The organism is Streptomyces sp. NBC_00322 (assembly GCF_036147535.1).
In the GTDB taxonomy this organism is placed as follows: domain Bacteria; phylum Actinomycetota; class Actinomycetes; order Streptomycetales; family Streptomycetaceae; genus Streptomyces.
Genome location: NZ_CP108019.1, coordinates 6,342,321 through 6,368,233, shown reverse-complemented (window position 1 = coordinate 6,368,233; position 25,913 = coordinate 6,342,321). Strand labels below are relative to the sequence as shown.

Below are 25,913 nucleotides of genomic sequence, written 5' to 3'. Positions count from 1 at the left end.
CGGTCAGACTGCTTCGGCTCGGCGCTGCCAGGGGCGGCACAGCCCCAGGAAGCAGCCCAGCGCGCCCAGCGCGCAGGTCAGTTGGACCAACGCCATCGGAACGGCCGTCTGCTCGCCCGCGATCCCGACCAGCGGTGAGGCGATCGACCCGATGAGGAACGCGGACGTGCCGATCAGCGCGGACGCCGAGCCCGCGGCGTGCGGGGTGCGCAGCAGGGCCAGGGCGTTGGTGTTGGGCATCACGAGGCCCATCGCGGACATCAGGACGAACAGGCCCACCGCGACGGGCAGCAGGCCGACCCTGCCGAAGACCCCTGAGGTCATCAGCAGCAGCGCGGTGGCCGCGAGCATGACCACGCCCAGGCCGAGGCCCAGCGCCTTGTCCAGGCTGACCCGGCCCACGAGCACCTTGCCGTTGATCTGGCCGAGTGTGATCAGGCCGATGGAGTTGACGCCGAAGAGCAGGCTGAAGGTCTGCGGGGACGCGCCGTAGATCTCCTGGACCACGAACGGCGAGGCGGAGATGTACGCGAACAGCGTGGCGAAGGCGAGCCCGCCGGTGAGCGTGTAGCCGGTGAACACCCGGTCGGCGAGCAGCCCGCGCATGGTGCGCAGGGCCTGGCCGACGCCGCCGCCGTGCCGCCTGTGATGCGGCAGGGTCTCGTGCAGCCACTTCGCCACCACCAGCGTGAGCAGGACGCCCACGCCGGTCAGGACGACGAAGATGCCGCGCCAGTCGGTGATCCGCAGCACCTGGCCGCCGATCAGCGGCGCGATGATCGGGGCGACGCCGGAGATCAGCATCAGGGTGGAGAAGAAGCGCGCCATCTCCACGCCGTCGTACAGATCCCGGACCACGGCGCGGGCGATGACGATGCCCGCGGCGCCCGCGAGTCCTTGCAGCAGCCGGAAGCCGATCAGCATGTCGACGGTGGGGGCGAGCGCGCAGATCGCGGTGGCCGCGACGTACACGATCATGCCGACGAGCAGCGGGCGGCGTCGGCCCCACTTGTCGCTCATGGGGCCGACGACGAGCTGCCCGAGTGCCATGCCCGCGAGGCACGCGGTCAGCGTGAGCTGGACGGTGGCGGCGGGTGCGCCGAGCGAGCGGGTGACCGCGGGAAGCGCCGGGAGGTACATGTCCATGGAGAGCGGCGGCAGTGCGGTGAGACCGCCGAGGACGAGCGTGACCAGAAGACCGACGCGGCGCGCTGCCGTGACGGATGCGGGTCCCGTGGCGGATGCGGAAGCCGGGGCGGCGGCCGGTATGTGTCCTTCTGTACTTTCCTGGCCGCTGTCCGGCTTCGGCATCACATCTCCATGTCGTTGAATCCTTCCCTATGCTCTCAGCTCCGCCGCAGTGGTCGAGACCCTTTCGAGACGCCCCGGGCTATACGGGCTTGAGGCCCGGGTCGCCCGCCTCCGTCACGAAGGACGCGGCCGTGGTGATCGGCGCGCCCGGCGTGGTGACCGCGCCGACCGTCCTGAAGTCGGCGCGCGCCTGCTGCTCGCCGAGCGTGACGGTCACATAGCCTCGCCGGCCGTTGTAGAACTTCATGTGCGGATTGGCCTGGGTGAGGTTGTCCCAGTTGCCGGGCTTGTCGGCGCCGTCCTTTCCGCTGCTGATGGAGGTGGCGACGAGCTCGGTCCCGACGGTGCGGGACCCGGGGTCGTCGAAGTCCTTCTTCAGGTCGAAGCCGTAGCCGACGTGAACGTCACCGGTGAGGACCATCAGGTTCTCGATACCGGCCGCCTCCGCTCCCGCGAGGACCCGGTCGCGGGACGCTGGGTAGCCGTCCCAGGCGTCCATGCTCAACTTGAAGGTGCCGGTGGGGACATTGCGCCGCTGCGCGAAGGTGACCTGCTGCGGGACGACGTTCCAGAGGGCGCGGGAGCTCTTCCAGCCGTCGAGCAGCCAGCGTTCCTGGGCGGCGCCGGTGAGCGTGCGCGCCGGGTTCTCGGACTCCGGGCCCGGGACCTGCCAGCCGTCGCCGTACGCCTGGTCCGAGCGGTACTGGCGGGTGTCGAGGATGTCGAACTGCGCGAGCCGCCCGAAGTGCAGCCTGCGGTACAGCCGCATGTCGGGGCCCTCGGGCTGCTGGGGCCTGCGCAGCGGCTGGTTCTCCCAGTACGCGCGATAGGCGGCGGCCCTGCGCAGCAGGAACTCCTCCGGCGGGGCGCCGTCCTCGGGAATGTCGCCCGCGTAGTTGTTCTCGGTCTCGTGGTCGTCCCAGGTGACGACGAAGGGGTGGGCGGCGTGCGCGGCCTTGAGGTCGGGGTCCGACTTGTAGAGGCCGTAGCGCAGCCGGTAGTCCTCCAGGGTGACGGTCTCCCGGTTGAAGTGGGCCGGCAGGCGGCGGTCGGTGTAGTTGCGGGCGCCGCCGACGGCGTTGACGGCGTACTCGTAGAGGTAGTCGCCGAGGTGGAAGACGACGTCGAGTTCCTGTTCGGCGAGGTGCTTGTACGCGGTGAAGTAGCCGTCGTGGTACGCCTGGCAGGAGACGGCGGCGAGCTTCAGATCACCGATCCGCGCGGACCGGGCGGGCGCGGTGCGGGTGCGGCCGGTCGGGCTGATCCAGCTCCCCCCGCGGAAGCGGTAGTAGTACGGGCGGTCGTCGTCGAGGCCGGAGACCGCGACATGGACGCTGTGGTGGAACTCCGGGTGGGCGGTGACGGATCCGCGCCGGGCGACACGGGTGAAGCGGGAGTCGTGGGCGAGCTCCCAGCGCAGCGGGATCCTGGCGCGGGGCAGGCCGCTGTCGGGCTCGTACGGACGGGTCGCGAGCCGTGTCCACAGCAGTACGGAACCGGGCTGCGGGTCTCCGGAGGCGACGCCGAGGGTGAAGGGATCCTCGGTGATCTTCTTTGCGTCGAGTTCGGCGGCGTGGGCCGTGCCGGGCAGATTGACGGCGAACGCGAGTGCGGCGGCAGCACCGGTGACGGTGAGAAACCTGCGACGGCCGATGTGCCGGGCGGCGGCCCGGAACTCGGGAGCGTGCGGTGCGGGTGTCATGTGCCCCTCCCCTGACGTGTGTTGTCCTTTCGCATTGGAGTAGGGGCCGACGACGCCGTGTTGTCGAGTACACAACATCCGCATGTCGGTCGGATGAGTTCCACGTACAGGTACGCGACTACGCTGCGCGTGCATGAACGCTGTTGCGAAGATTGCGGTGGTGACGGGAGCGGGCTCGGGCATCGGCCGGAGCGTCGCGCTGGCTCTGGCGGAGGCGGGCTGGTCGGTGGTCCTGGCGGGCCGGCGGGCGGAGTCCTTGGAGGAAACGGCCTCGCTGGCGGGCGGGGATGTCCTGTGTGTCCCCACTGATGTGACGTCACCGGCGGATGTCACCACGCTGTTTGCGACTGCGCACGAACGCCACGGCCGTGTTGGCCTGCTGTTCAACAACGCAGGCACGTCCGGCCCACGGGTCCCCTTCGAGGACATCTCCTACGAGGACTGGCGCGCGGTGGTGGACGTCAACCTGACCGGCGCGTTCCTGTGCGCGCAGGCGGCGTTTCGCATGATGAAGGACCAGTCACCGCAGGGCGGCCGGATCATCAACAACGGCTCGATCTCGGCGCATGTGCCGCGCCCGTACTCGGCGCCGTACACGTCGACGAAGCACGCGATGACGGGCCTGACGAAGTCGCTTTCGCTGGACGGGAGGGCGTACTCAATCGCGTGCGGCCAGATCGACATCGGGAACGCGGCGACGGAGATGACGCAGCGGATGCGGGCGGGGATTCTGCAGGCGAACGGGGAGGTGGCGGTGGAGCCGGTGATGGACGTGGGGGATGTGGCGAGGACGGTGAGGCACATGGCGGAACTGCCGCTGGAGGCGAACGTCCAGTTCGCCACGGTGATGGCGACGACGATGCCGTACATCGGGCGGGGTTGAGACCTGGTCCGGGTGCGGGTTGCCCGGTGCGGCGGGCGGTGCGGCGTCCTGGGCTGCCCGGCGCCGCGGGGCAGCGGGTCCGCTCCGGGGTAGAGCCGGGACTGCATGATTTACGGCGCGTTTCCGGTCTGCCGTGGGGCGCGGGCGTCCCCGCGCCCCACATCACGCTCTACGTCCCGACTCCACCCGCTCCACGGCCCCCTTGTGAGGCGACGCTTGTCGGTCCCCCCCCGCGCCGCGAGGCGGGGCCTCGCGTCCCGCAAACGCAGGCGCCGCGAAGCGGGCGCTTCGGGGGTGCGGGGGGCGCCAGCCCGCACGTTCCCCTTCCCCTTGGGGGACGAGGCGTCTGCCCCGCGAAGCAGGCGCACCGGGGTGTGGGGGCGTCAGCCCCCGCCTCCCCCTCCCCCCTTGGGGTCTGGGGCGCAGCTCCAGTTTCGGGAAGGGGCGGGGTGGGGGAACAAACCCCGCGGGACCCTCAGGCCTGGCCCGTCTCGAAGCGGCCCACCTTCCCGCCCTCGATCTTGAACTTCCAGGCCGTCCGCATCTCCCCCCAGGCGTCGTTGCGGTAGCGGGCGACCAGCGCAAGACCGTCGCCGGACTGCGACTCGACCTCCATGTGACCGCGCGAGGAGAAGATCTCGCGGTCGGTCCAGTCGTCGAGGTCACGTTCGCTGCCGTCGTCGGACATGGTCGCGCCGGGCCTGAGGGCGGCCTTGAATTTCTCGCGGTCACCGGAGTTCAGCGCGGCGACGAAGGCGCGTACGGCGGGTTCGGTGAGCTTGTCCACGGCAATGGTCACGGGATCTCCTGCGGCGCTTCGGTACGGGCACGGGGATACGGGGCGGAGTCACCTCATCCCTACACCCGCGCGCCCGCCCTCACCCCTTGGCGTCCGCCACCCGCGCGAACCACCCATCGGAATGTGTCGGCTCCGAATATCATCCGGGAACCCTACACACGGCAGGCGGCCTCTATGAATCACACCCTGGACCCCATCTGGGACACGGTCGACGACCTCCACACCTGGCTGGAGACGGAGAGCGACCTGCCGCCCGAACAGGAGACGCTGCTGCGGATGTTGAAGCTCACCGAGGAGGTGGGCGAGGTGGCGCAGGCGGTCGTCGGTGCGACGGGCCAGAACCCCCGGAAGGGCATCACGCACAGCTGGCAGGACGTCGAGTCCGAGCTGTGCGACGTGATCATCACGGCGATGGTGGCGCTGAGGACGCTGACGCCGAAGGCGTCGGAGGTCTTCGCGGGACATCTGCGCCGCGTCGCGGAGCGTTCACTCAACGCCGCGTCATAGAACGCCGCGTCAGCGCGCCGGAGCTTCCCAGGGCAACGCCTCGACCGTGCCCAACGGCCAGCGGTGATCCCGTCTCCTCGATGGATCGAACTCTTCCGCCTCGCTCGCCTGCTGTTCCCGCCACCGCACCTGCTCGTAGTGCAGCGCGGGCCGCGACAGCCTGCCGACCGACGCGTGGCACGCGCCGATGACGTGCGCCAGCACGAGCGAGGCTGCCGCGTCACTGCCGGGGTCCCCGGGACGGTCATGGGGCACTCCGTACCACTCGGCGACCCTCTCCAGCGCCCGGCCACCGGACCGGTAGCGGTCGGCATGCCGGTCAAGGATCAGCGGATCGCAGACCGGAAACAGTCCTCCGGGGCCTCGGTCGGAGAGCGGTCGCTGTCCGTGGCGCAGCAATTCGGACTCGAGCAGGGTGAGTACGTACGGGGCGTGCCAGACGACCAGCAGCTCCTTCGCCACCAGCTGCCCGGCGAGATGCGCAGCCAGTTCGTCCAGCGCCCGGGACGCCGGAACGCCATGAGCACGTGCCTCGTCCAGGGTGATGCCATGCGTCGTGCGCGGGTCGACGGCGAGTCCCGGTCCGGGATCGATCAGCCAGTCCCGATCGCGCCCGTCGGTGGTGCGTACGGCCGCGGCGAGGATCCGGTCGACCCCGGTGCGACGGCCCGTCGCCGCGATGTCCACGGCCATGAGACGGCGCTTGTGCCATCCGGGGTGTTCGCCACGGGGCGGCGGACCGGGCTCGCGCGCGTGCTCGGGGTGGCAGACCTCCCAGCCTCCGTGCTTGCCGGGCAGCAGGACTCCCTCTCCGGCGGGGACAGTCCGCCCGCACACGACGCACGGGCCCTCGTACTGGTTGGTCCGAACTGGTGCGTTCACGGGAACGACTCCGGGCGAAGGCGCCGGGCGGGAGAGGCAGACGAGTCGGGCTGTACGCCGGGTTCTGTGCGCCCGGGACCTCGCGGTCGTCGGGGCGACGGCCATCCATCTAGGACCGGCGTTGCCACCGGTCTCGTGCGGTCTACCCGCGGACTCGGGCGGGCAGCCCTCGAACGTCCGCGCAGGGCCGCCTTTTACAGCGGCCCCTCTTGACCTTGCTCCAGGTGGGGTTTACCTAGCCGCCTGAGTCACCTCAGGCGCTGGTGGTCTCTTACACCACCGTTTCACCCTTACCGAGGACCGAGGTCCCCGGCGGTCTGTTTTCTGTGGCACTGTCCCGCGGGTCACCCCGGGTGGCCGTTAGCCACCACCTTGCCCTGTGGAGCCCGGACGTTCCTCGGGAAGATCCGAGGATCTCCACGCGGCCGTCCGCCCGGCTCGTCTGCCGTGACGACCATGCTACCTGGCGTGCGCGGGGCCGAATCCCGCAGCCGACGCCCCCGGCCTCATACGAGGGCGGCTGTCTCCAGGTCGAAGGCGAATGGCTCGGGAAGCGTCAGGGACTTGCCGAACGACAGGGAGCACCGCTGGCCGTAGTCATCGCCCTCCGGCTCGCTGAAGAGCGTGACCGAGGACTCGTCGCGATCGACCAACAGGTACCGAGGGATACCCCCTCGCGCATAGCAGCGCCGCTTGACCTCACGATCGATCTTCGCCCGTCTCGAGGTGACCTCGACGACGAGTTCGACACCGTCGCACGGCATCCAGGGGTCCGCACCCCTGTACAGCCGAAGCTCTAGGGGGGCGAAGGTGGCATCCGGGATCACATGGCTCTTGGGGCAGCTCCCCCCGCTCGGCAGCTTGAGGCCCTTGTTTCCGGCAAACTGCATGGGGGTCTGTGAGCGCCTGATCACCTGGTCCACGATCAGGCCAATGCAGTCTTCATGATCCCCGTCCGGCGGCGGCGTCACAACGATTTCCCCCTCGATCAGCTCCGCCCGGAAACCCTCCGGCGTGTCCAGCGCCAGGAAGCCCTCCAGCAGGATGTCCGCCTGCGTGAGCGGTTCATGCGGCATGGCACTCATGTCGCGCTCCTTCCTCGGTCGCTCGTCAGACTGGGACATCGCCGGGCCGCCCGTCGTGAGAAGGGGAGTCGTTCCCTCGATCGTGGCACACGATCACGGGAATCCGGAGGCGCTCACCACCGGCCGCGGGTCCGCCTTGCCCCTGCCGCAACGTCAGGGTTTCTACTGAGGCCATGAGGATCGGAGAGATCGCCGCACTCGCCGGCGTCACCCCCCGTACCGTCCGCCACTACCACCACCTCGGGCTCTTCCCCGAGCCCGAACGCCTCCCCAACGGCTACCGCGACTACCGCCTCCGGCACGCCGTCGCCCTCGCCCGTATCCGGCGGCTGACCGAGCTCGGCCTCGGTCTCGCCGAAGTGCGCGACGTACTCGCCGACGACGCCGGGCGCGAGCTCGCCGAGGTGCTTCAGGAGCTCGACGACGACCTCGCCCGGCAGGCCGCCGCGATCGCCGGACGTCGGGCTCGGCTCGGCGGTCTGATCGAGCAGGCGCGGGCCGGGCTACTGCCTGCCGAGGGACCCGTGTCCCCGGAGCTCGCCGGGCTCCTCGGGGCGCTCACACCGAGCGATTCGCCGATGGCCGCCAAGGACCGCTCGCATCTGGCTCTGCTCGACACGATGGTGGAGCCGGAGCAGCGCGACCGGCTGTTCGCGGCACTGCGCCCGCTCGCCGAGGATTCCGAATTCTCCGGGCGGGTGCAGGAGTTGTACGAGCGCCTCGACGACCTCGCCGACGCGGTCCCCGACGACGCCCGGGTGGGGCCCCTCGGCGACGAGCTGGCCGCGTGCATGCCCGGCGAACTGCTGGACCTGATGGTCGAGGGGGCCCAGAAGGACGGGGCCCAGAAGGCCGACAGCGCCTTCGGTGAGGCCTTCCTCGACGACTTCGCGCCCGCGCAGGCCGCTGCCGTACGACGGATGCTGGCGGCGCTCGCCGTACGCGCCGGGGAGCGGCGATGAGAGTTCCGCGCCGGCTGCTCGCGCACGAACTGCGGGCGATGCACAGCCTCGGACTCTGGGCGGCCCGACGGCGGCACGGAGTGGCGCCGGGGGCACACGCGGCCGCGTACACCGGGCCGCAGACCGCGATGATGTACGGGTTCATCTTCGTGTCGGTCGTCGAGACGGTGGCGCTGGCCGTCCTGGTCCCGTGGCCGCTGGTGCACGCGATCACGCTGGTCGTCGATGTGTACGGCGTGCTGCTGATGGTCGCCCTGCACGCGTCCTGTGTGACCCGGCCCCATGTGGTGGGACCGGACGGATCTCTGCGGATTCGCTACGGCGCGCTGTTCGACCTGCGGATACGGGCGGACGAGATCGTCGGCGCCCGCGTCGAACGGCGTTATCCCGAGGGGCGGTTGATCCAGCCGCGCGGGGACGGGTCGCTGGAGCTGATCGTCGCGAACCAGACGACGGTGGCGGTGGAGCTTGCGGCGCCTGTTCGCTACGTACGTCCGCTCGGGAGGGAGGGGCGGGCACGGACCGTGCGCTTCCACGCCGACGACCCGAAGGCGCTCGTCCTCGCGCTCACGCGGGCGCGAACTGCACCTTCGCCGAGCCCGGGTCCGCCTGTGTGAGCCTCACCCGCAGGCGCTCCCCCAGCGGAAGTTTCGCCTCGCCGCCCGCGATCCTCGCGATCACCGCCGGGTTCTCCAGGTGGACCGTGCCGACCGCGGGTTCGTCCTCCTTCACGTCCACCACGTACGCGTCGAAGATCTCGCCGATCCGTTCCTTGAGCAGCGCCGCCTCGACGATGTCGACGCACTCGCGCTCCACCGTGTTGGCGCGGCGGGAGCCGTCCGTCATCTCCTTGGGCAGTGCCTCCAGCGCGGCCGGGACCCACTCGGGCGGCTCCTGTCCGGCCACCGCCGCCACGCACAGTTCGCCCGCGTACCGGTCCACGAGCCGTCGCAGCGGGGCCGTGCAGTGTGTGTACTCGTCGGCGACCGCGGCGTGGACGGCGGGCGAGGGCAGTACGCCGCCCGTGAAGGAGCTGTAGCCCGCGCCGCGAAACAGGCTGGTGCACTCCTGCAGGAAGGCGGCGTGGCGGGCGTTGTCCGGGTCGAGGGAACGGACCACGTCCGCGTACGAGACATGGTGCGGCCAGTCGATGTGCAGGGCTTTGGCCGAGCGGCGAAGCCGTGCCACCGCGCCGTCCGGGGCGGTGGGCAGCGTGCGCAGGATGCCGGTGCCCGCCGCGATCATGAGGTCGGCCGCGGCCATGCCAGTGAGCAGCGAGATCTGGGCGTTCCAGGCGTCGGCGGGGAGTACGGCACGGTATTCGAGGACGTACGAGCCGTCCCGCACGACAACATCCTGCTCAGGGACGTTGAGTGAGATCCCGCCTCGTTCGCGCTCCAGGTTCTCGCGCAGCAGCCCGATGTCCCTGAGCAGCGCCAGCGGCTCCTCGGCGGTGCCCGCGTCGATCTGCCGCTGCACGCCCTCGTAGTCGAGCTTGGCCCGGCTGCGTACGAGCGCGCGCCGCACCTCGGTCGCGACGGTTCGGCCCTCGGCATCGAGGTCGATCTGCCAGAGCAGCGCGGGCGCGGGGTGGTCGGGCAGCAGGCTGGCCGCGCCTTCGCAGAGCACCGCCGGATGCAGCGGAACCTTCTCGTCCGGGAAGTAGAGGGTCTGGACGCGGCGATGGGCCTCGGCGTCGAGCACGCTGCCGGGTGCGACGAAGGCGGCGACGTCGGCGATCGCGTACTGCACACGGAAACCGCCGTCGCGGCGGGAGAGGTACATCGCCTGGTCGAGGTCGACGGAGTCCGGCGGGTCGATGGTGAAGAAGGGGATGTCGGTGGCGTCGTGGTCGGGCAGGCGTGGGGCCCGGGCGGCCGACTCCGCCTCGGCGAGGACCTCGGGCGGGAAGTCCTCCGGCACGTCGAGCGTCGTACGCAGCTCTTGCAGCGCGGCCCGCAGCGGAGCCTGGGCTGCGCCGGTCACAAGCATCTTGCGGCGGGGCATGGACCGAGCGTATGGCGGGGTGGGGACCTTGGCACCCCGTACGCTGGCGCGGGGGCCGCGGGCGTGTTTTGGAAGTAGCGCCGTCCGCCCGAAGGGCGGGCCCCGCGGCGTCTGGTGCGTGCAATCGCAAGGCGGAGGATCGTCCTCGTACTGGACGTACTTGGGCGACTCCGACAACATCGCGAGTGTGCGTGCCAGGCGTCGCGGGGTGGGGGTACCTCCCAGGCGAAGCTCTGGGGGAGCGACTTGCAAAACACGCCCGCGCCCCCCGCCCCCCGTACGTACGAAGGAGTTGTGCCGTGCTCGTGCTGTTGCCGCCGTCGGAAGGTAAGGCCGCTTCCGGGCGCGGGGCTCCGCTGAAGCCGGAGTCCTTGTCGCTGCCGGGTCTTGCCGGGGCACGCGCCGCGGTGCTGGACGAACTGGTCGAGCTGTGCGCCGCCGACAAGGACAAGGCGCGGGAGGTGCTCGGGCTGAGCGAGGGCCTGCGCGGCGAGATCGCCAAGAACGTGGAACTGCGGACTGCGGGGACCCGGCCGGCCGGGCAGGTCTACACGGGCGTCCTGTACGACGCGCTGGACCTCGCGACGCTCGAGCCGGATGCGCGACGCCGGGCGCGGCAGTCGCTGCTGGTCTTCTCGGGACTGTGGGGTGCGGTCCGGATCACCGACCGGATTCCTTCCTACCGCTGCTCGATGGGCGTGAAGCTGCCGGGGCTCGGCGCGCTGGGTGCCCACTGGCGGGAGCCGATGGCGTCCGTCCTGCCGGAGGCGGCCGGCGACGGGCTCGTCCTCGATCTGCGGTCCTCGGCGTATGCGGCGGCGTGGAAGCCGAAGGGGGAGGTGGCGGGGCGTACGGCGACGGTGCGGGTGCTGCATGCGCCGACCCGGAAGGTGGTCAGCCACTTCAACAAGGCGACGAAGGGGCGGCTGGTACGGGACCTGCTGACGGCGGGCGCGAAGCCGTCCCGGCCTGCGGAGCTGGTGAAGGTGCTGCGGGACCTGGGGTACGTCGTGGAGGCGGAGGCTCCGGGGCGTGCGGGACAGGCGTGGGCGCTGGACGTGCTGGTCACCCAGATCCACTGATTGCACCCTCTGCAACGCTCGTTGCGTCAGATGCAGGGTCCCGGCACGATGGGCGCATGCCCTCCGTCCTGGACCTCGCGCCCGTCGTTCCCGTCGTCGTCATCGAGGACGCCGCCGATGCCGTACCGCTCGCGCGGGCCCTGGTCGCGGGCGGCCTGCCCGCGATCGAGGTGACCCTGCGGACGCCCGCGGCGCTGGACGCGATCCGCGCGATCACCTGCGAGGTACCGGACGCGATCGTCGGCGCGGGCACGGTCATCGCCCCGGAGGGCGTGAACGCGGCGGTCGCGGCGGGGGCCCGGTTCCTGGTGAGCCCCGGCTGGACGTACCGGCTGCTGGACGCGATGCAGCAGTCGGGAGTGCCGTTCCTGCCCGGGGTCTCGACGACGTCGGAGGTCGTCGCACTGCTGGAGCGCGGGCTGAGCGAACTGAAGTTCTTCCCGGCACAGGCGGCGGGCGGCACGGCGTACCTCAAGTCCCTTGCCGGGCCGCTCCCCCAGGCCCGCTTCTGCCCGACGGGCGGCATCTCGCTGACGTCGGCGCCGTCGTATCTGGCACTGCCGAACGTGGGCTGCGTGGGCGGTACGTGGATGCTTCCGACGGACGCGCTCGCTTCGCGGGACTGGGCGCGGGTCGAGACGCTTGCCCGCGAGGCCGCCGCGCTCAGCTGAAGTCCACCTCGACGTAGTCCGCGAGCGGACGGTAACCGAGGCGCTGGTAGAGGGCGTTGCTCGTGGGATTGGCAACGTCCGTGAAGAGCAGCACCTGTTCGGCTCCCGCATCCAGCGCGGACCGGCTGACGGCGGCGGTCACCGCTCCCGCGTAGCCGCGGCCGCGCAGCTCGGGCGGGGTGTAGACGGGCGACAGGCGGGACTGCCCGGCGAGCACGGGCGAGCGAGCGGCCATGGAGACAGGCTGTCCGTCGCTCTCCCACAGGTACATGCATCCGTCGGCGACGCGGCGTGCGACTTTCTGGGTGTAGTCGGCGTCCTCGGCGTCGGACGTCTCGGCGATGTCGGCGGCGAACCCCTTCATCCAGGCGGCGGCCAGGGGCACATCGTCGGTGGTCGCCTGCCGGGCGGCGCCCGGGGGTGCGGGGTACCGGGGCGTGAGCTCGCCGAGCCGGAAGAGCCGCGTCCGCCTGGCGACGGTCCAGCCACCGCCCCCATTCCACTCCTCGGCGAAGGCCTCGGTGGAGCCCTCCCCACCGTTGACCCCACGGAGCCGGACTCCGGCGCCCCGCAGTGCCTTCACGAGCGCGCGGGCGAGGGGCTCCGCCATCGGGGCGAGCAGCGGTGGCCTGGGCAACGTCTGCACAAAGGCGGCACCCACGGGACCGCCGCCTGTCTCCCGCCACCAGCCGAACCGGGCGGGTTCGGCGGTCCCGTACGCATGCGGCCCGTGCCGTCGCACCGTCTCGCTGACGGTGAGCAGCGCGGTACGCCGTGCGGGGTCCCGCGCCAGGTAGTCGCCCGCCGCGCGGTGGAACTCCTCGACGTCCTCGGTCAGATGCCAGGTCATGCCAGATGTTCCTACGGGCGGAGCAGCGGGCGCACCTGCATTTGCCCCCAGCCAGGTGCCCCTCAGCGCAGGTGCGACGTGTCGTTCAGCAGGCGCACCGACGCGGTGCCGTCGCTGTAATACGCCACCGCCGAGATCGACGCCGCCGAGAGTTCCATCCGGTACAGCGACTCCGGCGGGGCGCCGAGCGCCAGGCGGACCAGGGTCTTGATCGGGGTCACATGCGTGACCAGCAGGACCGTACGGCCCGCGTAGCGCGCGATCAGTCCGTCCCGCGTCGCCGCGACCCGGCGGGCCACCGTCGCGAAGCTCTCGCCGCCGCCCGTCGGCGCCACCTTCCCGGAGGCCAGCCAGGCCGACAGGTCGTCGGCGTACCGCTCCTGGACCTCCGCGAACGTCAGGCCCTCCCACGCGCCGAAGTCCGCCTCGCGCAGGCCCTCCTCGATGCGGACGTCCAGACCCAGCCGGGTCGCGACCGCCTCCGCCGTCTCGCGGCAGCGCTTGAGCGGGGAACTGACGATCTCCTGGACCGTGCCCCTCGCCGCCAGGGCCGCGGCGACCGCCTCCGCCTGGCGCATGCCCGCGGGGGACAGGGACGGGTCGGTGCCGCCACTGCCCGAGAAGCGCTTCTCGGGGGTGAGCGGTGTCTCGCCGTGGCGCAGCAGTACGAAGGTCGCGGGCGTGCCCAGGTCGGCCGGCCCCCAGCCGACCGACGGCTCGGCGGCCTCCGGCTCCGCGAACGCTTCGTCGGCGGGGCCGCGGCCCGCGAGCGCGGCCCTTGCCTTCGCCGCGCCCGCCGCCGCGTCGCCGACCACCCGCGCCGCCTTCGCGTCGCGCGCGTCAAGGGCCGCTGTGGAGCGCGAGGGCTCCCACTGCTTGCCCTTCTTGCCCGCGTCCATCGCCTCGTTGGCCAGCCGGTCCGCGTGCTTGTTCTTCTCGCGCGGGATCCACTCGTACGTCACCTGCGAGGCGGGAAGGATGCGTGAGGCCTCGGCCGCCAGCGGCTTCATGTCCGGGTGCTTGATCTTCCAGCGGCCCGACATCTGCTCGACGACGAGCTTGGAGTCCATCCGGACCCGGACCGAGGCATTGGGGTCAAGGGACTTCGCGGCCTTGAGACCGGCGATCAGGCCCTTGTACTCGGCGACGTTGTTCGTCGCCACACCGATGTACTCGGCCGCCTCGGCCAGCGTCTCCCCCGTCTTCGGGTCGATGACCGCGGCGCCGTATCCCGCGGGGCCCGGATTCCCCCGGGAGCCGCCGTCCGCCTCGACGACGAACTCCCGCATTACAGACCCGACTCGGAGGTACGGACCAGGATGCGGCGACAGTTCTCGCAGCGCAGCACCGTGTCCGGGGACGCCGCCTTGACCTCGTTCACCTCGGTGATGTTGAGCTCCAACTGGCAGCCCTCGCACCGGCGCTGGTAGAGGCGGGCCGCGCCCACCCCGCCCTGCTGGACGCGCAGCTTCTCGTACAGCTTGAGCAGATCCGCGGGCACGGAGCCCGCCACGACCTCGCGCTCCTTGGTGGCCGAGGCGATCTCGCCGTCGATCTGTTCCTGCGCGGCGCCCCGGCGCGCGGTCGCGTCGTCGACCTTGGCCTGGACGGAGGAGACGCGCTCGGTCAGCTCGGTGGCACGCTCCTGCGCGGACTCGCGGCGCTCCATGACCTCGAGGACGACGTCCTCCAGGTCGCCCTGGCGCTTGGCGAGCGAGACGATCTCGTGCTGCAGGCTCTCCAGGTCCTTGGGCGAGGTGACGGCGCCCGAGTCGAGGCGCTGCTGGTCGCGCACGGCACGCTGGCGCACCTGGTCGACGTCCTGCTCCGCCTTGGTCTGCTCGCGGGCGGTGTCGCTCTCCTCGGTCTGCGCGGCGACCAGTAGATCGCGCAGCTGCGTGAGGTCCTTGGTGAGCGACTCGATCTCGGCGTGCTCGGGCAGCGTATTGCGCTTGTGGGTGAGCTGCGACAGCCGTACGTCCAGTGCCTGGACGTCGAGAAGTCGGATCTGGTCGGCGGGCGCGGCGTTCAGTTGGGGGCTCCAGGAGAAGAGTGGTGGGCGGACCAGGGGTCGGTGACCGTGTGCGAGACGTGGACCCGAAGGCCCCAGCCGTGCCGGTCGGAAATCGCGTCGAGCTGGGCGGCTGCCTGCTCGCACCAGGGCCACTCGGTGGCCCAGTGCGCGGCGTCGACCAGCCCCAGGGGTGAGTGCTGGGTGGCCTCGGAGGCCGGGTGGTGGCGCAGGTCCGCGGTGAGGAAGGCGTCCACTCCCGCGGCCCGTACGACATCGAAGAGGCTGTCGCCCGAGCCGCCGCTGACCGCGACGGTGCGCACCAGGGCCTCCGGGTCGCCCGCGATGCGGATGCCCTGCGCGGTGGCGGGCAGCCGCTTGGCGGCACGCTCGGCGAATTCGGCGAGGGTCTCGGGATGGTCGAGCTCGCAGATCCGGCCGAGGCCGCTCTCGGGTACGAGCGGGCCGGTGACCCGCAGGTCCAGCGCGCCCGCGAGGGCGTCGGACACGCCGGGATCGGAGGTGTCGGCGTTGGTGTGCGCGACGTGCAGGGCGATGTCGTGCTTGATCAGGGTGTGCACGACCCGGCCCTTGAAGTGGGAGGCGGCGACCGTCGTCGTACCGCGCAGATAGAGCGGGTGGTGCGTGACGATCAGCTGAGCCCCGAGCCCGATCGCCTCGTCGGCGATCTGCTGGACCGGGTCCACGGCGAACAGCACCCGGGTGACCTCGGAGTCGGGGTCGCCGCAGACGGTGCCGACGGCGTCCCACTGTTCGGCCCGCTCGGGGGGCCACAGGGCGTCGAGCGCGGCGATGACTTCAGACAGACGGGGCACGGACACAGGTTACCTGCGCTGCGTGCCCCGGTGGCCTGGGCTCCTTGCCCAGTTCTTCCAGGCTCCTGCCGGCTGTGGCGGCGCAGGGGGATGTGCGCTCCCGGCGCAGCACTCAAAGGTGCTCACCCGAAGCACCGCAACCCCGCTGAGCACACTCGTCCCCCGCCCCTCAGGCGAATCCGGGCTCGGCCACCCGTATGTGTGAAACGGCGGTCTCGTGCTGTTCGGCAGGAAGTGCGATATCTAGCTTCGTGACCGGAGGTGACGATCCCATGACAGCCTGTGCCATTGAGACCGCCGCGGAGGACGGAGCCGTGGTGAGTACGGGGTTCACGATCACCGCGGGCGGGAGCTACGCGGCCCGGCTGGCGGGGGACGGTGAGGCCCTGTTCGCCGAGCGGTGGACGCTCGACGGGCCCGAGCCCTATGCGGTGCCCCTGCCGCTCGGGCAGCCCGAGGAGCGGGACGCCGAGGTGCTGCCGCTGGCCGACGGGCGGGTGCTGATCCGGCGGCGGGTGGAGAGGCGGCATGCCTTCTCGCTGCTGTATCCGACCGGGCCGGGGACCGGTGAACTGCCCCTCGGCGGCATCGAGTCGGCGCGGCTGAGGCTCCTGCCGCCCGCGCCGGACGGCGTCTGCGCCTACGCCCTGGCGCCCGGCCCCAGGTCGACCGCGATCTGGCTGGTCGCGGGCGGGGCCTTCGGTCCCGAGTGTGTCGCCGAGGTGCCCGGGCGCTGCTCCGGCGGGGTGTGGCTCGACCGTACGGGCCGGATGCTCGCCCTGGACCGGCAGTTGGAGGGCGGCCCGGTGAAGGCGGTTGCGGTCGACCTGGAGCGGGGCGGGGAGGTGACACCGCTGCTCCAGATCACCGAGGACAGCGACGACCGGCTGCTGCTGGCCGCCCCGGACAGCGGCCTGCTCCTGATCCGCTCGAACGCGCCGGGCCACGACCGGATCGGCTGGGGCGTGCTGGGCAGCCTGCTGCCCGTACGCTTCCCGGAGTGCCTGCGGCTCGCGGACTGCGCGGTGACGCCGTTCGCCGTGCAGCCGGGTCAGGTCCTGACGCCGGAGAACTGCGCGGTCGCACTGCGGATCGACGGGGCGGCGGGAAGCTGGCTGGGCATCTGGTGCCCATCGGGACGGCGGCTGCACCAACTGGCGGCGCCGGAAGGGTGGTTGGCGGGGGCCGGGCTGTGGAGCCAGGAGTGCGTGCTGCAACTGCCGTACGCGACACGGGCGGTGCCGTGCGGGGTGGCGCGACTCGACGCGTCGGCGATCGCGGCGCACGAGGTGATCACGGAACCAGCACAAGCGGAATGCGCAGGTGGGGAACCGTACGGAGATGCGGGGACTCCTGGTGCGTGGAAGCCGGTCCCCTTGCGGGAGGCGCCTCTCAGCGGGGGTACGGCCGGTGGTTAAACTCTGCGGCCGGGCGGCCCGGTGCGGTGGTGGCCGGGGGCCTTGTGACATGAAGTCAGCGATAACAACGGGGTGAACGTTCCACATGTCTGAAGCCCAAACCGATACGGCTCAGAGGTCGTTTCCTCCCGGTGTTTCATCCCAGGATCTGCGGTTGGTGCGGCTTCGGAGAGGTCGTCACCACCTTCGGTGCACGGTGGCTTTGGTGCCGGTCACCAGGCTTGCCGGTGGAACGTCATCGGCCACGACCGCGCCAGCGGCGATCACGGCATCACGGCCAATGCTGACGCCGGGCAGGATCGTGGCACCGGCACCGATCCACACGTTCTCTGCAACGTCGATGGGCGCGCCGGTGAGGTACAGCCGCCGCTCCTCGGGATCGACCGGGTGGCCGCTGGTGATGAACGTGACCTTCGGGCCGACCATCACGCGCTCGCCGAGCCGGATACCGGCGTAGTCCAGGAACGTGCAGTTCTGGTTGACGAACACGCGCTCGGCGAGGTCGAGGTGGAGACCGTGGTCCGTGTAAAAGGGCGGATAGATCGTGACTCTCGGCGGCAGCGGCCTGCCGAGTATCTGTTCCAACAGTTCGGCCTTGCCCGCTTCGTCCTCGAAGGGCAGGACGTTCAGGCGGGAGGTGAGCTCAGTGACCCGCAGGACCCTCTCGGCCATGGCCTGGAACTCGGCGCTGCGGATGCGCATGAAGCGGTCGCTGGACATGCCACGATCCTGTCTCGTGTACGTGTAACTGGACAAGATCCATTCAGAGGTCTTTCCTCCCGGCGCTTCATCCCGGAACAAGATTTTTAGGCCGGAGCGTCGGGCCGCGCCAGGAGATGGTGTTTTCGCTAGTGAGGCGGCGGGCCATCAGGTCGGTCATGGCGAGGTGGATCATGGCTTCGGAGCGGGCGGGGAGGGTCTCGTAGTCGCGGGCGAGCCGGCGGTGAAACATGAGCCATCCGTAGGTCCGCTCCACCGCCCACCGCTTCGGTATGGGGGTGAAGCCCCTGGTCCCGGGGGTTGCGGGCGGTGATCTCCATGTCGATGCCGAGAGTGGCGGCGTGCTCGACGAGGTGCTGGCGGTAACCGCCTTCGACCCACACCTTGCGGATGCCGGGGTGTTCGGTGGCGACCTGATCGAGGAGCCGGGTGCCGGCCACGGAGTCCTGCACGCTCGCCGCGGTGACCAGCACCGCCAGCAGCAGACCTAACGTGTCGGTGACGATGCTCCGCTTCCGCCCAACAATCTTCTTCCCGGCGTCGATGCCCTGACTGGAGGCGTGGACGCTGGTGGAGGTCTTGACGCTCTGCGCGTCGATCACACAGGCCGAAGGTTCGGCGTCCCGCCCTTCCTTCTGCCGCAACAGTTGCCTGAGCAGGCCGTTGAGCTGAGCGAACACGCCTTCCTGATGCCACTTCGTGAAGTAGCCGCCGGTGGTGAGGGCGACACGCAGGCGGATGTTGCCGAGCGGGTACTCGCTTGCGCATGAAGGCTGAAGCTGCAACGGTCCCGGCGTGACCGTGGTTCTCGGAGATAAGCAGAGGTTCGCCGCCGAAGTTGGCGAATGGGACGGCGTGCTGTGCCAGGTGGATCTGTGGGTTGCTGGGAATCGGCTGACCTGCGACGACAACATGGCTTTCGCAAAGCAGTTCCGCCTCGCCGTGCTGGACACAGCCGCCCGGCTGCGCTCCGGCGAGGGCTCTTCTCTGCCGTTCGCCGGCTTGTCTCCGGAAGCCACACACCGGCGGCTCATGCTTCGTGCGGGAGATGACGATGAGACCGGGGCCGACTACGAGCTGCGTAGCCAGTTCCGGGTCCTGAGTTGGGGGCCCACGACCGACAACGTGACGGCCCACCTGTTCCGCAACGGGGACCGCTTGGTGATCACGCTGCAGTTCTGGCGTGAGGAACACCTGCTCAAGCATCCCGAGCATGCGGGCGAAGTCTTCGTGATGGAGATCCCGACAGCGGAGTTCGTTGGCATCCTTGAGGACCTTGTGGCCGTCCTCGACGGCGGCCAGAACCAGCAAGCGCTGGTACTCGGACGACAGTGAGTGGGGAAGCGTCGGCTTCTGTGCGCTGTCTCGACTGGCGGGCAGTTCGATTCCTTCGGTTCGCTCAGGCGCCTCCCGAAGTGGTGAACATCTGCTGTCCTTTCTCGTGAACAGAGCCAGCTACCCGCAGAGATCAGGCGTTCCACCACTCGTCAGTGCCGAAGCCGACTTCGAAATGCCACCAACCTTCCTCCTGCCCTTGAGTCATAAGGGCCTTGATCTCGGCGAAGTCCGAGCCGGGTGGCACGGTGAAGGCCACCATGGGGAAGTCATCACTGAAGACCTCGCCCCCGAGCCCGAATACCGCCAGGCGCTGATGCACCCCCTGGGCGCTGCGGCCCAGGGGGCCAGTCGGGACGGGCACTACGCGAATCGCGCAGTTGCCAGAGGAGCTGATCCGCTCGACAGCCCAGTGAAGGCCGTCGGAGTCGGTCCGGAACCGCACGACGTCGCCCTCGGCCACCCCGTCCTGAAGGAAGGGGGCGTTCTGCACGCAGGCCGTGTCGACGCCAAGCCTCGCCGCCCACAGGCCCTCCGTGTCCTGGGGGAACCATCCTTCCCGAGGAACGAAACGGAACCAGATCTTGATCTTCTCGATCGCGCTCTCCATGGCCGTCATCCTGCGCCAACCACCCCCAGCACTCTGCACCGGGCCTGAGCTGCTCGATCCGTGACCGACGGACGAGCCACGCAGCCGTCAAAAGCGGCTCCACGCCCGCGCGGTGTTCGGAGGACTCACCCTGAGAACTTGACGGCATAACCACGTGAGGTGTCTGTGGGCCTTCTCCGCCATCACCGCCTCACCCGGCGCCAAGGCCCACTACCGAAGGCGGCGCGACGACCGCGGAGATTGGCACGCCGCCGCACAGCGCAACCTGTTCAACCGCATGATCGGCCAGCTCTACCACTGCCTCCAGAACCACACCCTGTTCGATGAGATCACGGCCTTCCCCGCCGAACTCGCCGTCGCCGCTTGACGTGTTAACCGCCTGAGGTGTCTGATGCGGCTTCGCCGGCAGGTAATTGATACGGCGTGGTGTGTCGGCACCTGAGAACAGAACGCTCTCACACGCACCGAAGGGAACTGCTGTGGCCCGTGCCATCACCCTGATTCGTTCCAGCTCGCTGTCTGACGTCGCCGAGTACGCGTACGCGGCCACCGCGCCAGCCGAATCACGTTTGATCTTCCTCGCCGGGGCATGCCCGCTGAACGAAGACGGGTCCACGGCGGCTATCGGGGACTACGCGGGGCAGGCAGCGAAAGCCGTTGAGAACATGAGGATTGCGCTGACCGAGGCTGGTGCATCGGTCGAGAACGTCATCAGCACCCGAGTGCTCGTCGCGTCAACCAGCCGGGCAGATCTGGTGGCCGCCTGGGGGGAGTCCGGGACGCGTTCGGTGACCACGACGTCCCCAGCACCCTGATCGGAGTCACCGTGCTCGGCTACGACGACCAGCTCGTAGAGATCGAAGCCGTCGCCGCCGTGCTCGACTAGCCAAAACTTGGTGCGCTTCAGGCAACGTTCGCCCCCCCACGACAGGCATCGGGACCGGCTGAGGCGCCTCAGAAATGTGTGGCCCAAAAACGAGGGCAAGGCTAACGTCGCCGCCGTGGATATCAGAGAACTGGACCGCCGTGCCCTCGCCACCTTGGGAGCGGTGATCGCGCAGATTGGCCCGGACCAGCTTCGTCTTCCAACGCCGTGTGCCGACTGGACACTGCACGGCCTGCTCCGCCACCAAGTGAGCGAGAACCTCGGCTTCGCAGCCGCCGCAGCAGGCGTCACCGGTGACATCCGGGCCTGGGACCAGGGCAACCTGGGTGGGGATCCTTACCAGGCGTACCTCGACTCGGCCGACGCCATGACCAAGGCGTTCGCCGAGGATGTCCTGGACCATTCGCTCCAGATCAGGGAGTTCGGGTTCTTTCCCGGCCGGTTCGCGCTCGGTATGCATGTGCTCGACTGCGTAGTCCACGGTTGGGACGTCGCTCAGACCATCGGTGTTGCCTACGATCCGGGCGCCGACCTCGTCCGCTACTCACGCAAGGTCGCGGCGCTGATCCCGACCGGAGCACCGTCCGACGACCGGCCAAGGACTGCGTTCGCCCCGGCGGTCGAGATCTCCGCGGGCTCTCCTGCCCTGGAGCGGCTGCTCGGACTCGTCGGCCGTCGTCCAGCGGCAAGCTGAGCGACGGCTCACCAACCGGTTGTGCACTGACTTCTACACCGTGTAAACGCCGTCCGGTGTCGCCCGGTGCAGGAATCGACCGGCACGATGCCATGAGGCGAACGTTGCCTGCTGCGGCACTAGCTCAAACGGAGCGACCTCGGCCCAAGCTCAACTGAACGACAGGAACCGAGTCCGGGTGACGTCCGTCACAGCGGCATGAAGCCACAATTCACCCTTCTTCGCGCACTCGGTTCACTCGGAGCTCTGCCCGCGGTTCTCCTGGTCGCGGCGTGCGGTCAGACGACGACCCCAACCCGTAACGCCCCGGCGTCGGCGTCGAACGCCGCGGACGTCGATCAGCGACAGCGTTACGCGGTCACGGCGGCGGTCCTCGAGAACACCGCCCACGGCCCGCAGATGTGTCAAGCCATGTCGTTGATGAGGCCTCCGACGTGCAGTGGTCCCGAAGTCGTCGGCTGGGACTGGAGTGCGGTGAAATCGCAGTCCGAGCTTGGCACGAGGTGGGGCTCGTACCACCTCACGGGCACCTGGGACGGCACCCGCTTCACCCTCACCGAGCCCGCTGAGCCCGTTGGTCCCAAGGACAAGCCCGTCGGCCGTGATGAGGACACGGCCGACTTCAAGACTCCGTGCAGGACGCCGGCCGGCGGCTGGAAGCCGGTCGACCCGTCGAAGATGTCGGACGCCGCCGAGGAGCGCTTCAAGGCGCTCGCGGAGAAGGACCCCCAGTACGCGGGCAACTGGATCTCGTATCCGAAGGGGCTGGGCGGCGGTCAGACCGTCTACGTCCTGCGGTTCTCCCGCGACCTGCGCGGCCATGAGCGGGAGATCCGCAAGACGTGGGGCGGTCCCCTCTGTCTGCTGACCGCCAAGCACACCGGGCGCGAACTCGAGAAGGTACGGGCGGAGTTGGAGAGGCTCACGAAGGCTAAGACACCCGGCTACCTTGGTGTGGGCAGCGACCCCCAGAACAACAGGGTGCGCCTTTACGTCACGGTCGCGAGCGACCACATGCAGCGGGGCCTCGACCGCCGCTTCGGCAAGGGCGTGGTCGGGCTCGAGCCCTGGCTGGCGAAGGTGGTCGGCCTTGACGTCAGCCACAAGTAACGAGAAGGCCACCGCGGTGGCTACCAACTCACCGCGTGCCGAGTGGGACAGAATCTTCGCCGATCCCAGCCGCTGAGCGGCCATCGCTGACCGGATCACCTCCCGCTGCCGTCGGCCTCCAGGTGCAGCCGCGTGAGGTGGAACGCCCGCTGCCACGTCACCGGCCAGGTCGGGCACCAAGAGGCGTCGATCTCCTCCAACTGCTCGCGCCGCCCCTCCGACAGTGCCCCGGCCGACGACTCCACCGGCAGGACCTCGGCACGCCGCTGCAGATCCTGGACAACTACGCGACCCACAAGACGCCTGATGTGAAGAAGTGGCTGCTGGCGCACCCGCGCTTCCACCTGCACTTCACGCCCACGAGTGCGTCGTGGCCGAACCTGGTGGAGCGGTGGTTCGGCGAGCTCACGCAGAAGAAACTCAAGCGCGGAGTGCACCGCTCCGTCCAGGCCCTCGAACGCGACATCCGGGCCTGACTGGCCGACTGGAACGACCAACCACGACCCTTCGTCTGGACGAAGACCGCTGACGAGATCCTCGACAAGGTCGCCGCCTACTGCCACCGAATCTCTGACTCAGATCACTAGGTCCTGTCCGGTCGATCATGTGCGGAGGCGGAGCCTTCCCAGGCCGGGGCACGCAGATCTTCTCCAACACGGATCCAGTTGGGTGCAGTCGGCCCGCTGCCCGGGCGGGACGACCAGCCACCACGACTCTATGGCCCTGGCCTGATTCAGGGTACTTTCGCGCGGTGATCGAGATTCGCCTCGCGCCGGCCGATCTGGTCCGGATACGGTTCGCCCGCTCGCCGATCCAAGAACTGGTGGGCAGCCTGCACGTACTCAAGGATCCGAAGCGCCAGGCGATGCACCGGCCTTGGCTGGCCACGGCCCGGCCCCGCCTCGCCGGGTTGTCTCTCGAACTGCTGCCGGGTCTTGTCGGGAAGCGAAGCTACGCGGCGGACTTCCTCACTCCGCCGCCGGAACGCCTGGACACCGAGTTCGCCGAAGAGCTCGAACGGGTCCGTGCCACCACTCCCGATGCCGTCCGCGACAGCCTGGACCAAATGCAGGCCGACGGGCCGCTGCCGGATGCCATCCGGGCACTCTACGACAGTCCCGAGGGACAGCTCGGCCAGCTGGCCGACGAACTCAGGGCGTACTGGCAAGCAGCGGTCGAGCCAGCCTGGCCACGGCTACGCGCCATCGTCGACGCCGATCTGGGCCACCGGGCACAGGAGTTGACCAACGGCGGGGTCGCCAGGCTGCTTGCCGGCCTGGATCCTCAGATCGGTCACACGGCGGACCGCCTCCAGATCCGCACGCCCAACTGGGCCCTGCGCAAGCGCCTGCACGGCACCGGACTGCTTCTTGTGCCGTGCGTCTTCGCCTGGCCGCAGGTTGTCGTCCTGGTGTGCGGGCCCCAACAGCCAATGCTCACCTACTCTCCGCGCGGCATCGCCGCGGTCTGGGCCCACAGTCCCGGCGCGAATGCGGAGCCCCTGGGCCTGCTCGTCGGCCGCAGCCGAGCGGCGCTGCTCACTCACCTGGACCTCCCGCTCTCCACCACCCAGCTCGCCGCCGCCCACGGTCTGACCCCGGCCACAGTCAGCCAGCATCTGTCCGTACTGCAGCGATGCGGCCTGGTCGCCTCGCACCGAGCCGGCCGAGCCGTGCTGTACCAGCGCACCACCCTCGCCACCCGGCTGCTCGACGCGCAGCAGTAGCCGCAGATTAGGCCACCGCCGAATGTTTGTGCCTGCCCTCGTCGTGTCACACCCTGTTCGCGGCAGACCCGCATTCGGAAGCTGCGGTCGCACAACAACCTGTCGTCACCGGCGTGAAGGCGGAAGGGACAAAGACGTGCCAGGAGTCCACACAGGATTCGCCGACCGCCATTTCGGCGGCCTGGGCGAGGTGCCCAAGGAATATCACCACCGCAGGAAACTGGTTACGCCCGGCGAGGATCTCACTCTGCCGAACGCGTACCTCAAGTGGTACGACGTCCACCACACAGAACTGGCTGTCGCACCGGAAGTCCGGGAAGAGGCGCGCGGGTTCCTCCGCGCCGAAGCGGCCGCCGGGAGGCTGGACCTCCGCAACGAGCTGGGGTTTGTGATCCTGCATCGCTCCGGGGAGATTTTCTTCCTCATCGTCTGTGTCTGGCGCAGTACCAACGAAATGTGGCAGACGTTGCACTTCAAGGAGGAAGGAGGCTTCGAGCCGTATCCCCGGGAGGGGATACTCAAGCCGACGCAATGCGTGTGGGAACTCGGCCCTACCGCTCATGAGCAGCAGGCGTGGTCGCGCTACCTGTCGTCTCGTCGAGACGAAGACGCGAAGCGCGCCTACATCGAGGACCGCCTCACCGCACTCGTCTGACCCGTAGGTGCTGTGAACAGTCGCACTCAGCGGATGTTGGAGTCGGGGATCCGGCGCGTCATCCGGGCAAGTGGCAAACGGCCTCGATGTTGTTGCCGTCCGGGTCGAAGACGAACGCTCCGTAGTAGTGCTGGTGGTAGATCGGACGAGGGCCGGGTGCGCCGTTGTCCACCGCACCAGCCTCCAGCGCGGCCCTGTGGAAGGCATCGACCGTTGGCCGATCCGCCGCACTGAACGCGATGTGTACCCGCTGCGTTGGTTCCCGGGCTGCGACGAAGAACCATGGCATGCCCTGGTCCCCGAACCCGACGTAGCCCGGAAGGTCGAGCACGATGCCCACTCCGAGAGGGGCCAACGCACGCTCGTAGAACGCCCTGCTCGTCGCTACGTCCCCGACGCCGATCACCACGTGGTCGATCACAACATCCGCCTCACCTTGGCCGACCCGGCAGACCCGGGCCGCACTTAGCGGTCCTCAGACTGTCCCCGCATCCTGCCGTAATACCAGACCAATCCGCCGGGGCTGACCGGCTGCGTTCGATGCAGTGATGCGGCACCCGTGAGCCGGGCAGTTGAGACGACAGTGCCCAGGTTGTGGCCGTGGCTGCCACCATGGCGGCATGACCATCGACCTGCTTCCTGCGATGGGCGTGCGGCTGCCCGGCCGCTGCCCCGAACTGGTCTTCGGCATGTCCGAGCAGTACGCCCGTCGCGTCCTGGCGCCGCATGCGGCGCTGTCGGATGCTTTCGTCTGCGGGACCGATTGGGCGGTTGGTTTCGACTTGCCGGGATGTTCGATCACCCTGTCGGCCTCCGACGGAGGCGGCCTTTCGATCATTTCGCTGTCGCGGCGGCCGGTCGACGAGCGAGTGGCATGCCCGGTTGCGTTCCAGGGCGTCGACGTCTTCGGGTGGCCGGCAGCCGAGATCATCGAGGCGCTTCACGAGCAAGGCGAGACGGTACAGGAGCATCACTCCGGCACCGTGTGGATCGGCAACCTGCACCTCTCTTCTGCTCCCGGCCCCCGAACGACGGCTTCCACGAGGAAGAAGCCGCGCTCAGCGCCGCCGTACGTGTTCGACTTTGCCTGCCTATACGAGCCGGGCATGCTGTCACGAGACCGCCGACGGTAAGGGCACCTCAAAACGACTCCCTGGCCTGTTGCCGAGCT

The 25,913-nt window shown here is 69.6% G+C and carries 27 protein-coding genes, 1 other RNA gene and 4 pseudogenes; 16 read left to right on the top strand and 16 right to left on the bottom strand.

Annotation, left to right across the window (positions count from 1 at the left end; translation table 11 throughout):
• Nucleotides 1-3: 3 nt before the first annotated feature.
• A complete protein-coding gene (locus tag OG905_RS29060) occupies nucleotides 4-1,311 on the bottom strand; it encodes a Bcr/CflA family multidrug efflux MFS transporter (RefSeq protein WP_328678527.1) in 1,308 nt (435 codons plus the stop codon).
• Between the two features lie 79 nt (nucleotides 1,312-1,390).
• Nucleotides 1,391-3,013 carry an alkaline phosphatase D family protein gene (locus OG905_RS29055; RefSeq protein WP_328678525.1) on the bottom strand — a complete coding sequence of 541 codons (1,623 nt, stop codon included), beginning with the start codon at nucleotides 3,011-3,013 and terminating at the stop codon, nucleotides 1,391-1,393.
• Nucleotides 3,014-3,146: 133 nt separating this feature from the next.
• Between OG905_RS29055 and OG905_RS29050 the strand changes: the two genes are divergently transcribed.
• Nucleotides 3,147-3,896 (top strand): SDR family oxidoreductase, encoded by a 750-nt coding sequence (locus OG905_RS29050; RefSeq protein ID WP_328678523.1) that lies wholly within the window; start codon nucleotides 3,147-3,149, stop codon nucleotides 3,894-3,896.
• A gap of 475 nt (nucleotides 3,897-4,371) precedes the next feature.
• On the opposite strand, the gene OG905_RS29045 is transcribed toward OG905_RS29050, so the two are convergent.
• Nucleotides 4,372-4,695, bottom strand: coding sequence for a nuclear transport factor 2 family protein (locus tag OG905_RS29045; RefSeq protein ID WP_328678521.1), 324 nt, complete (start codon nucleotides 4,693-4,695; stop codon nucleotides 4,372-4,374).
• 174 nt (nucleotides 4,696-4,869) lie between these two features.
• Between OG905_RS29045 and OG905_RS29040 the strand changes: the two genes are divergently transcribed.
• Nucleotides 4,870-5,202: a MazG-like family protein gene (locus OG905_RS29040; protein ID WP_328678519.1), complete on the top strand. Its 333-nt coding sequence runs from the start codon at nucleotides 4,870-4,872 to the stop codon at nucleotides 5,200-5,202.
• A 9-nt stretch (nucleotides 5,203-5,211) separates the two neighbouring features.
• On the opposite strand, the gene OG905_RS29035 is transcribed toward OG905_RS29040, so the two are convergent.
• From OG905_RS29035 to OG905_RS29025, 3 genes are all read right to left on the bottom strand, one after another.
• Entirely contained in the window at nucleotides 5,212-6,084 is an 873-nt protein-coding gene (locus OG905_RS29035; RefSeq protein ID WP_328678517.1) for a 3'-5' exonuclease, read from the bottom strand.
• 37 nt (nucleotides 6,085-6,121) lie between these two features.
• An RNA gene (rnpB, locus tag OG905_RS29030) (RNase P RNA component class A) lies at nucleotides 6,122-6,525 on the bottom strand.
• 65 nt (nucleotides 6,526-6,590) lie between these two features.
• Nucleotides 6,591-7,169, bottom strand: a complete 579-nt coding sequence (locus OG905_RS29025) for a Uma2 family endonuclease (protein WP_328678516.1) — start codon at nucleotides 7,167-7,169, stop codon at nucleotides 6,591-6,593.
• A 173-nt stretch (nucleotides 7,170-7,342) separates the two neighbouring features.
• Between OG905_RS29025 and OG905_RS29020 the strand changes: the two genes are divergently transcribed.
• Both OG905_RS29020 and OG905_RS29015 read left to right on the top strand, forming a co-directional pair.
• Nucleotides 7,343-8,131 (top strand): MerR family transcriptional regulator, encoded by a 789-nt coding sequence (locus OG905_RS29020; RefSeq protein WP_328678515.1) that lies wholly within the window; start codon nucleotides 7,343-7,345, stop codon nucleotides 8,129-8,131.
• Entirely contained in the window at nucleotides 8,128-8,748 is a 621-nt protein-coding gene (locus OG905_RS29015; protein WP_328678512.1) for a hypothetical protein, read from the top strand. The genes OG905_RS29020 and OG905_RS29015 overlap by 4 nt, the downstream gene beginning before the upstream one ends.
• On the opposite strand, the gene OG905_RS29010 is transcribed toward OG905_RS29015, so the two are convergent.
• A complete protein-coding gene (locus OG905_RS29010; protein ID WP_328678510.1) occupies nucleotides 8,699-10,138 on the bottom strand; it encodes an RNB domain-containing ribonuclease in 1,440 nt (479 codons plus the stop codon). The two genes, OG905_RS29015 and OG905_RS29010, sit on opposite strands and share 50 nt — an antisense overlap.
• A gap of 299 nt (nucleotides 10,139-10,437) precedes the next feature.
• On the opposite strand from OG905_RS29010, the gene yaaA reads away from it, so the two are divergent.
• Both yaaA and eda read left to right on the top strand, forming a co-directional pair.
• The gene (yaaA, locus tag OG905_RS29005; RefSeq protein ID WP_328678509.1) at nucleotides 10,438-11,220 is read left to right on the top strand and encodes a peroxide stress protein YaaA; all 783 of its coding nucleotides are present in this window, start codon (nucleotides 10,438-10,440) and stop codon (nucleotides 11,218-11,220) included.
• A 56-nt stretch (nucleotides 11,221-11,276) separates the two neighbouring features.
• The gene (gene eda / locus OG905_RS29000) at nucleotides 11,277-11,891 is read left to right on the top strand and encodes a bifunctional 4-hydroxy-2-oxoglutarate aldolase/2-dehydro-3-deoxy-phosphogluconate aldolase (RefSeq protein WP_328678508.1); all 615 of its coding nucleotides are present in this window, start codon (nucleotides 11,277-11,279) and stop codon (nucleotides 11,889-11,891) included.
• Here the strand turns inward: eda and OG905_RS28995 are convergent.
• The 4 genes from OG905_RS28995 to OG905_RS28980 form a co-directional block, all read right to left on the bottom strand.
• Nucleotides 11,884-12,741, bottom strand: coding sequence for a GNAT family N-acetyltransferase (locus OG905_RS28995; protein WP_328678507.1), 858 nt, complete (start codon nucleotides 12,739-12,741; stop codon nucleotides 11,884-11,886). The genes eda and OG905_RS28995 overlap by 8 nt on opposite strands.
• 62 nt (nucleotides 12,742-12,803) lie before the next feature.
• Nucleotides 12,804-14,030 (bottom strand): bifunctional RNase H/acid phosphatase, encoded by a 1,227-nt coding sequence (locus OG905_RS28990; RefSeq protein ID WP_328678505.1) that lies wholly within the window; start codon nucleotides 14,028-14,030, stop codon nucleotides 12,804-12,806.
• Complete coding sequence (locus tag OG905_RS28985) at nucleotides 14,030-14,773, bottom strand: zinc ribbon domain-containing protein (RefSeq protein WP_328682662.1); 744 nt, start codon at nucleotides 14,771-14,773, stop codon at nucleotides 14,030-14,032. The genes OG905_RS28990 and OG905_RS28985 overlap by 1 nt, the downstream gene beginning before the upstream one ends.
• A complete protein-coding gene (locus tag OG905_RS28980) occupies nucleotides 14,770-15,588 on the bottom strand; it encodes a Nif3-like dinuclear metal center hexameric protein (RefSeq protein WP_328678501.1) in 819 nt (272 codons plus the stop codon). Before OG905_RS28980 ends, OG905_RS28985 begins: the two co-directional genes overlap by 4 nt.
• A 272-nt stretch (nucleotides 15,589-15,860) precedes the next feature.
• On the opposite strand from OG905_RS28980, the gene OG905_RS28975 reads away from it, so the two are divergent.
• Nucleotides 15,861-17,006 (top strand): hypothetical protein, encoded by a 1,146-nt coding sequence (locus tag OG905_RS28975; protein WP_328678499.1) that lies wholly within the window; start codon nucleotides 15,861-15,863, stop codon nucleotides 17,004-17,006.
• A gap of 177 nt (nucleotides 17,007-17,183) precedes the next feature.
• Here OG905_RS28975 and OG905_RS28970 read toward each other — a convergent pair whose 3' ends face one another.
• Both OG905_RS28970 and OG905_RS28965 read right to left on the bottom strand, forming a co-directional pair.
• On the bottom strand, nucleotides 17,184-17,726 hold the full coding sequence (locus OG905_RS28970) for a DapH/DapD/GlmU-related protein (protein ID WP_328678497.1): 543 nt from the start codon (nucleotides 17,724-17,726) through the stop codon (nucleotides 17,184-17,186).
• A 67-nt stretch (nucleotides 17,727-17,793) separates the two neighbouring features.
• A pseudogene (locus OG905_RS28965) lies at nucleotides 17,794-18,445 on the bottom strand (IS5 family transposase); the annotation flags it as partial.
• Between the two features lie 76 nt (nucleotides 18,446-18,521).
• Between OG905_RS28965 and OG905_RS28960 the strand changes: the two are divergent.
• Nucleotides 18,522-19,061: a hypothetical protein gene (locus OG905_RS28960; RefSeq protein WP_328678495.1), complete on the top strand. Its 540-nt coding sequence runs from the start codon at nucleotides 18,522-18,524 to the stop codon at nucleotides 19,059-19,061.
• 133 nt (nucleotides 19,062-19,194) lie between these two features.
• On the opposite strand, the gene OG905_RS28955 is transcribed toward OG905_RS28960, so the two are convergent.
• Nucleotides 19,195-19,680 (bottom strand): DUF4265 domain-containing protein, encoded by a 486-nt coding sequence (locus tag OG905_RS28955; protein ID WP_443044006.1) that lies wholly within the window; start codon nucleotides 19,678-19,680, stop codon nucleotides 19,195-19,197.
• Between the two features lie 154 nt (nucleotides 19,681-19,834).
• Between OG905_RS28955 and OG905_RS28950 the strand changes: the two are divergent.
• The 4 genes and pseudogenes from OG905_RS28950 to OG905_RS28935 form a co-directional block, all read left to right on the top strand.
• Nucleotides 19,835-20,038, top strand: a pseudogene (locus OG905_RS28950) (IS110 family transposase); the annotation flags it as partial.
• A 112-nt stretch (nucleotides 20,039-20,150) separates the two neighbouring features.
• Nucleotides 20,151-20,557, top strand: a pseudogene (locus OG905_RS28945) (RidA family protein).
• Nucleotides 20,558-20,672: 115 nt separating this feature from the next.
• A complete protein-coding gene (locus OG905_RS28940; protein ID WP_328678491.1) occupies nucleotides 20,673-21,251 on the top strand; it encodes a TIGR03086 family metal-binding protein in 579 nt (192 codons plus the stop codon).
• 474 nt (nucleotides 21,252-21,725) lie between these two features.
• Entirely contained in the window at nucleotides 21,726-22,361 is a 636-nt protein-coding gene (locus OG905_RS28935; RefSeq protein ID WP_328678489.1) for a hypothetical protein, read from the top strand.
• 95 nt (nucleotides 22,362-22,456) lie between these two features.
• On the opposite strand, the gene OG905_RS28930 is transcribed toward OG905_RS28935, so the two are convergent.
• Nucleotides 22,457-22,657 carry a hypothetical protein gene (locus tag OG905_RS28930; RefSeq protein ID WP_443044118.1) on the bottom strand — a complete coding sequence of 67 codons (201 nt, stop codon included), beginning with the start codon at nucleotides 22,655-22,657 and terminating at the stop codon, nucleotides 22,457-22,459.
• Between OG905_RS28930 and OG905_RS28925 the strand changes: the two are divergent.
• The 3 genes and pseudogenes from OG905_RS28925 to OG905_RS28915 all read left to right on the top strand — a co-directional run.
• A pseudogene (locus tag OG905_RS28925) lies at nucleotides 22,634-22,948 on the top strand (transposase); the annotation flags it as partial. The gene OG905_RS28930 and the pseudogene OG905_RS28925 overlap by 24 nt on opposite strands.
• Nucleotides 22,949-23,112: 164 nt before the next feature.
• Nucleotides 23,113-24,087, top strand: coding sequence for an ArsR/SmtB family transcription factor (locus tag OG905_RS28920; RefSeq protein ID WP_328678488.1), 975 nt, complete (start codon nucleotides 23,113-23,115; stop codon nucleotides 24,085-24,087).
• A 136-nt stretch (nucleotides 24,088-24,223) separates the two neighbouring features.
• Nucleotides 24,224-24,742, top strand: coding sequence for a hypothetical protein (locus tag OG905_RS28915; protein WP_328678486.1), 519 nt, complete (start codon nucleotides 24,224-24,226; stop codon nucleotides 24,740-24,742).
• 58 nt (nucleotides 24,743-24,800) lie between these two features.
• Here OG905_RS28915 and OG905_RS28910 read toward each other — a convergent pair whose 3' ends face one another.
• Nucleotides 24,801-25,163 (bottom strand): VOC family protein, encoded by a 363-nt coding sequence (locus tag OG905_RS28910; RefSeq protein ID WP_328678484.1) that lies wholly within the window; start codon nucleotides 25,161-25,163, stop codon nucleotides 24,801-24,803.
• 199 nt (nucleotides 25,164-25,362) lie between these two features.
• Here OG905_RS28910 and OG905_RS28905 point away from each other — a divergent pair, with 199 nt between their 5' ends.
• Complete coding sequence (locus OG905_RS28905) at nucleotides 25,363-25,875, top strand: hypothetical protein (RefSeq protein WP_328678482.1); 513 nt, start codon at nucleotides 25,363-25,365, stop codon at nucleotides 25,873-25,875.
• Nucleotides 25,876-25,913: the final 38 nt, after the last annotated feature.

Excerpts from the sequence above, each read along its gene's own strand:
- OG905_RS29060 (WP_328678527.1), bottom strand. The coding sequence starts at position 1,311 with ATGCCGAAGCCGGACAGCGGCCAGGAAAGTACAGAAGGACACATACCG.
- OG905_RS29055 (WP_328678525.1), bottom strand. The coding sequence starts at position 3,013 with ATGACACCCGCACCGCACGCTCCCGAGTTCCGGGCCGCCGCCCGGCAC.
- OG905_RS29050 (WP_328678523.1), top strand. The coding sequence starts at position 3,147 with ATGAACGCTGTTGCGAAGATTGCGGTGGTGACGGGAGCGGGCTCGGGC.
- OG905_RS29040 (WP_328678519.1), top strand. The coding sequence starts at position 4,870 with ATGAATCACACCCTGGACCCCATCTGGGACACGGTCGACGACCTCCAC.
- OG905_RS29025 (WP_328678516.1), bottom strand. The coding sequence starts at position 7,169 with ATGAGTGCCATGCCGCATGAACCGCTCACGCAGGCGGACATCCTGCTG.
- OG905_RS29020 (WP_328678515.1), top strand. The coding sequence starts at position 7,343 with ATGAGGATCGGAGAGATCGCCGCACTCGCCGGCGTCACCCCCCGTACC.
- OG905_RS29015 (WP_328678512.1), top strand. The coding sequence starts at position 8,128 with ATGAGAGTTCCGCGCCGGCTGCTCGCGCACGAACTGCGGGCGATGCAC.
- OG905_RS29010 (WP_328678510.1), bottom strand. The coding sequence starts at position 10,138 with ATGCCCCGCCGCAAGATGCTTGTGACCGGCGCAGCCCAGGCTCCGCTG.
- eda (WP_328678508.1), top strand. The coding sequence starts at position 11,277 with ATGCCCTCCGTCCTGGACCTCGCGCCCGTCGTTCCCGTCGTCGTCATC.
- OG905_RS28995 (WP_328678507.1), bottom strand. The coding sequence starts at position 12,741 with ATGACCTGGCATCTGACCGAGGACGTCGAGGAGTTCCACCGCGCGGCG.
- OG905_RS28990 (WP_328678505.1), bottom strand. The coding sequence starts at position 14,030 with ATGCGGGAGTTCGTCGTCGAGGCGGACGGCGGCTCCCGGGGGAATCCG.
- OG905_RS28975 (WP_328678499.1), top strand. The coding sequence starts at position 15,861 with ATGACAGCCTGTGCCATTGAGACCGCCGCGGAGGACGGAGCCGTGGTG.
- OG905_RS28970 (WP_328678497.1), bottom strand. The coding sequence starts at position 17,726 with ATGTCCAGCGACCGCTTCATGCGCATCCGCAGCGCCGAGTTCCAGGCC.
- OG905_RS28955 (WP_443044006.1), bottom strand. The coding sequence starts at position 19,680 with ATGACGGCCATGGAGAGCGCGATCGAGAAGATCAAGATCTGGTTCCGT.
- OG905_RS28905 (WP_328678482.1), top strand. The coding sequence starts at position 25,363 with ATGACCATCGACCTGCTTCCTGCGATGGGCGTGCGGCTGCCCGGCCGC.